Annotated in this window: 3 protein-coding genes and 1 tRNA gene; 3 read left to right on the top strand and 1 reads right to left on the bottom strand. The window is 76.0% G+C overall.

Annotated elements, in window-relative coordinates; genetic code table 11:
* The 3 genes from AOK18_RS01475 to AOK18_RS01485 all read left to right on the top strand — a co-directional run.
* On the top strand, positions 1-979 hold a 979-nt coding region (locus AOK18_RS01475; RefSeq protein WP_240503011.1), incomplete at its 5' end, for a (2Fe-2S)-binding protein.
* On the top strand, positions 976-3,288 hold the full coding sequence (locus AOK18_RS01480; RefSeq protein ID WP_055575038.1) for a xanthine dehydrogenase family protein molybdopterin-binding subunit: 2,313 nt from the start codon (positions 976-978) through the stop codon (positions 3,286-3,288). The genes AOK18_RS01475 and AOK18_RS01480, both read left to right, overlap by 4 nt.
* A gap of 394 nt (positions 3,289-3,682) precedes the next feature.
* The gene (locus tag AOK18_RS01485) at positions 3,683-4,894 is read left to right on the top strand and encodes an SUKH-4 family immunity protein (protein WP_055693067.1); all 1,212 of its coding nucleotides are present in this window, start codon (positions 3,683-3,685) and stop codon (positions 4,892-4,894) included.
* Between the two features lie 20 nt (positions 4,895-4,914).
* Here the strand turns inward: AOK18_RS01485 and AOK18_RS01490 are convergent.
* Positions 4,915-4,986 (bottom strand) — tRNA-Cys (locus AOK18_RS01490).
* Between the last annotated feature and the right edge of the window lie 294 nt (positions 4,987-5,280).

The raw sequence follows: 5,280 nt of genomic DNA on the forward strand, positions 1-5,280 counted from the left end.
TCTCGGCCGCCTCCTGGGGCTCCCGGGGCCCCAGGAGGCGGCCGAGAGCTCTCAGGGGGCCCTGGAGCCCCGGGAGCCGCACGGCGCCCAGGAGGGCCCGGCGGCACCGGAGGGCACGGCGGTCCCGGAGGGCACGGCGGTCCCGGAGGACACCCGGGACCACACCGGAACGGCCCCGGCCGGGGCCACCGGAGCGGGACCCGCGGACCCCGGCACCGGCCCCGCGCCTGCCGCGGACCCCGGCACCGGCCCGGAGGCGTCCGACGGCACGTCACCCGGGCACGCGCCGCTGTCCGGTGCCGTGCACGACGACCACCCCCTCGCCTCCTACGTGCTGCGCGTCAACGGCACCGACCGGCCCGTCACCGACGCCTGGATCGGCGAGTCGCTGCTCTACGTGCTGCGCGAGCGCCTCGGCCTCGCCGGCGCCAAGGACGGCTGCTCCCAGGGCGAGTGCGGGGCCTGCAACGTGCAGGTCGACGGCCGGCTCGTCGCGTCCTGCCTGGTCCCGGCCGTCACCACGGCCGGCAGCGAGGTCCGCACCGTCGAGGGCCTCGCCCAGGACGGCCGGCCCTCGGACGTGCAGCGCGCGCTCGCGCGGTGCGGCGCGGTGCAGTGCGGCTTCTGCGTACCGGGCATGGCGATGACCGTGCACGACCTGCTGGAGGGCAACCCGGCCCCCACCCGCCTGGAGACCCGCCAGGCCCTGTGCGGCAACCTGTGCCGCTGCTCCGGCTACCGGGGCGTGGTGGAGGCCGTCCAGGAGGTCGTCGCCGAACGCGAGGCCGCCCAGGAGGACCACGACGACCACGACGGGCAGGGCGGCGCCCACGGCACGGACCGGGACGCCGGCGACGGGACGGGCGAGGTCCGCATCCCGCACCAGGCGGGACCGGGCGCCGGCGGCGTCGGCCACGCCGCCTTCCCGGACCCCGGAGCGCAGAGCCGGCCCCACGGCCGGGACGGAGGCCAGGCATGAGCGACGAGGCCACCACCGTGCAGACCGCACGGGCCGCGGAGGACACCACCGGGACGCAGCCGCCCCCGCGCGGCCTCGGGGCCTCCCTGCCCGCCGCCGACACCCGCGCCAAGACCGAGGGCACCTTCCCGTACGCCGCCGACCTGTGGGCCGAGGGCCTGCTGTGGGCGGCCGTGCTGCGCTCCCCGCACCCGCACGCGCGGATCGCGTCCATCGACACCAGCCACGCCCGCGAGATGCCCGGCGTGCACGCCGTCATCACCCACGAGGACGTCCCCGGCACCCCGGTGTACGAGCGCGGCCGGCACGACCGCCCGGTCTTCGCCTCCGACGTCGTGCGCCACCACGGCGAGGCCATCGCCGCCGTCGCCGCCGACCACCCGGACACCGCGCGGATGGCTGCCGCCGCCGTCATCGTCGAGTACGAGGTGCTCGACCCGGTGACCGACCCCGAGCAGGCCTTCGAGGCCGAACCGCTGCACCCCGACGGCAACCTGATCCGGCACATCCCGCTGCGGCACGGCGACCCGGACGCGGCCGGCGACCTCGTCGTCGACGGCCTGTACCGCATCGGCCGCCAGGACCCCGCCCCCATCGGCGCCGAGGCCGGACTCGCCGTCCCCCGCCCGGACGGCGGGGTCGAGCTGTACCTGGCCTCCACCGACCCGCACGGCGACCGGGACGCGGCCGCCGCCGCCTTCGGCCTGGAACCCGACCGCGTGAAGATCGTCGTCACCGGGGTGCCCGGCGCGACCGCCGACCGCGAGGACCAGAGCTTCCAGCTGCCGCTCGGCCTGCTGGCGCTGAGGACCGGCTGTCCGGTCAAGCTCACCGCCACGCGCGAGGAGTCCTTCCTCGGCCACGCCCACCGGCACCCCACCCTGCTGCGCTACCGCCACCACGCCGACGCCGAGGGCCGGCTGGTGAAGGTCGAGGCGCAGATCCTGCTCGACGCGGGCGCCTACGCCGACACCTCGTCGGACGCGCTGGCCGCCGCCGTCGCCTTCGCCTGCGGCCCCTACGTCGTTCCGAACGCCTTCATCGAGGGCTGGGCGGTCCGCACCAACAACCCGCCCTCCGGCCACATGCGCGGCGAGGGCGCCCTGCAGGTGTGCGCCGCCTACGAGGCGCAGATGGACAAGCTCGCCAAGAAGCTCGGCCTCGACCCGGCCGAACTGCGCCTGCGCAACGTCATGGCGACCGGCGACGTCATGCCCACCGGCCAGACCGTGACCTGCCCGGCCCCGGTCGCCGAACTCCTCGAGGCGGTGCGGGACCACCCGCTGCCGCCCCTGCCCAAGGACACCCCCGAGGACGAGTGGCTGCTGCCCGGCGGCCCCGAGGGCGCGGGCGAACCGGGCGCGGTGCGCCGCGGGGTGGGCTACGGCCTCGGCATGGTGCACATGCTCGGCGGCGAGGGCGCGGACGAGGTGTCCACGGCCACCGTGAAGGTCCAGGACGGGGTGGCGACGGTGCTGTGCGCGGCCGTCGAGACCGGCCAGGGCTTCACCACGCTGGCCCGGCAGATCGTCCAGGAGATCCTCGGCGTCGACGAGGTGCGCGTGGCCCCCGTGGACACCGACCAGCCCGCCGCGGGTGCGGGCAGCCGCGGCCGGCACACCTGGGTGTCGGGCGGCGCGGTGGAACGCGCGGCGAAGATGGTCCGCACCCAGCTCCTGCAGCCCCTGGCCCACAAGTTCGGCATGTCCACCGAGCTGCTCCAGATCACCGACGGCCGCATCACCTCGTACGACGGCGTGCTGTCGACGCCCGTGGCCGAGGCCCTGGAGGGCAAGGAACTGTGGGCCACCGCCCAGTGCCGGCCGCACCCCACGGAGCCCCTGGACGGATCGGGCCAGGGCGACGCCTACGTCGGCATGTCCTTCTGCGCGATCCGCGCCGTGGTCGACGTCGACATCGAGATCGGCTCCGTACGGGTCGTGGAACTGGCCGTCGCCCAGGACGTCGGGCGGGTGCTGAACCCGGCCCAGCTGGCCGCCCGGATCGAGGCGGGCGTGACCCAGGGCCTGGGCGCCGCCCTCACCGAGAACCTGCGCACCCCGCGCGGTCTGGTCCGCCACCCCGACCTCACCGGCTACGCCCTGCCGACCGCGCTGGACGCGCCCGACATCGAGATCGTGAAGCTGGTCGAGGAGCGGGACGTGGTCGCGCCGTTCGGCGCGAAGTCGGTCAGCGCGGTGCCGGTGGTGACCTCGCCGGCGGCCATCGCCGCCGCCGTCCGCGCGGCCACCGGCCGCCCGGTCAACCGCCTGCCGATCCGGCCGCAGGCCGCGGTGGTGACCGGCTGACGCGACCGGTCCGCGGGGTCCGCGGACCGGCCCCCTACGGGTCGGCCTCCCGCCGGCGTCCCCCCGGCCGGCCTCCCGCCGGCCGGTTCCCGCCGGCCGCCGGGACCGGGCGGACGGAGGAGGTCCGTGCCGATTCCCGTGCGGAGGCAACGCACGGGGGTGTTCGCGCGTCTTGTGGGGTGGGGCGTCCGGTCCGTGCCCGTTTCCGGCCGGTCGTCCGTCCGCCCGTTCCCGTTCCGGGGCGTTGTCAGTGGTGACGCGTAGTGTTCCGAGCGGTGGGGACGGCCGCCGGGCGCGGAGGGCCGGGGTCCGTCCCGTCCGGACGGGACGGCGCCGTCCGGGGCGGCGGAGCAGCACGGGACACGGGACTGAGCACGCGTAGCACGGGGGAGCCATGAGCACGACCGACACCGTTGTCACGGACGCCGTGAACACCACGGGCACCGCGGCGGCCATCACCCTGACCGAGGACGACCTCGGCCCGTTCGTCACGCACGCGTCCACGCGCCGCTGGCTGACCGGCCCCGGACTGCCCTGCGACAGCGGCCTGTTCAGCTTCACGCGGCTGCGGGGCGAGGGCCTGCGCACGGTCGCCGGCGCGACCGGCGACCCGGACGGGAAGCTCTCCGATGAGCTGCGGGACCAGTTGGTCATCGGCGGACTGCTCGGCCCCGGTGGCCCGGAGACGGAGTCGGTGCTGCTCGACGGCGCCACCGGCGAGGTGTCCACGACGCACTTCCTCCCCGGCCGGCCCGACCTGATGGACCGCCGTCCGCTCGCCCCGTCGCTGCCGACCCTGGTGCGGTTCGCCGCCGCGACGGACGAACTGGCGGGTCTGCGCGGCCAGTTCGCCTCCTATGCGGGCCGCTGGGGCACGAAGGCGGTGGCGGAGGCCTCGCGGCAGCTGCTCGCGGTGTTCGAGGAGGGGGCGGACGGCGAGCCGGCGCCGCTGTGGCGGATGGCCGCGCTGATCCGCCCGCTGGCCCTGGTGGCCGGTCCGGGCACGGTCTCGGGGCTCGCCCTGGACCTCCCGCTCCGCCTGCTCGACCAGGAGTTCGGCCGGCGGGGCGTGGTCCGTTTCGAGGAGTTCGACTTCCCCGCGACGCTGACGCACGAGCCGACCCGCCGCTTCCTGCGCGAGACGGGCCTGCCCGAGGACGGCTTCCTGTTCCAGCTGGACACCGACCTGCCGCTGCGGACCCTGACCGAGTACCACGGCGAGGACCGCGGCGCCCCCGGCTGGTTCCCGGCCGGCCTCCTCCCCGCCCACGCCGACCGGCTCGTCCGCCTCGGCTACCTGGTCGAGGACCACAGCCTGGTCGTCGACGGCGCCACCGGCGCGGTGCTGAACTGGAGCGAGCCGGACGGCGTCCTGTACCCGCTGAACACGGACATCTCGACCCTCGCCTTCACCCTCTGGCTGCTGCACCGCGAGCGCGCCGTCGACGAGGAGTCGGGCCACGCGCTGACCAGCGAGACGTACGACCAGCTGGCCATGACGATGATCCAGGTCCTGACCTCCGTCGACCCGACGGGCGCCACGACCGACGCCGACTGGCACTACTGGACGGAGCTGTTCCAGGACGAAGCGGGCGGGGTGCTCTGAGAGCACCCCGCCCGCGGGGGAGGCCGTGGCGGGAATCGAACCCGCGTACTTCGCTTTGCAGGCGAATCCCTGAGCCACTCGGGCACACGGCCGGGGTCGGTGACGGGGTGTGGTCCTCACCACCCCGCCGCCGCGCAATCGGTACGCCGACCGTACGGCGGGGCGGGAGCGGCGCTCAAGGCATTCCGGTGCGGCGCAACGGGACCGCCACACGCCGTTCACGAACGCCGGACCGCCGCGGCCCGGGGGAGTAGGACCAAGGTCCCGGTGCCGGCCCGACCCCCGACAGGCGTCACAGCGCCCCGTGGCCCTTACCCTGACGCCCATGGCCGCCCCGAACCCGCGCGACACCCCCGTCGCCAAGACCTCCGACGCCCCGCCCGGAC

The organism is Streptomyces prasinopilosus, from assembly GCF_001419695.1.
Taxonomy (GTDB): Bacteria; Actinomycetota; Actinomycetes; order Streptomycetales; family Streptomycetaceae; genus Streptomyces; species Streptomyces prasinopilosus.

What these genes read in the sequence shown, in the direction of transcription:
- AOK18_RS01480 (WP_055575038.1), top strand. Translation starts at nt 976, where the DNA reads ATGAGCGACGAGGCCACCACCGTGCAGACCGCACGGGCCGCGGAGGAC.
- AOK18_RS01485 (WP_055693067.1), top strand. Translation starts at nt 3,683, where the DNA reads ATGAGCACGACCGACACCGTTGTCACGGACGCCGTGAACACCACGGGC.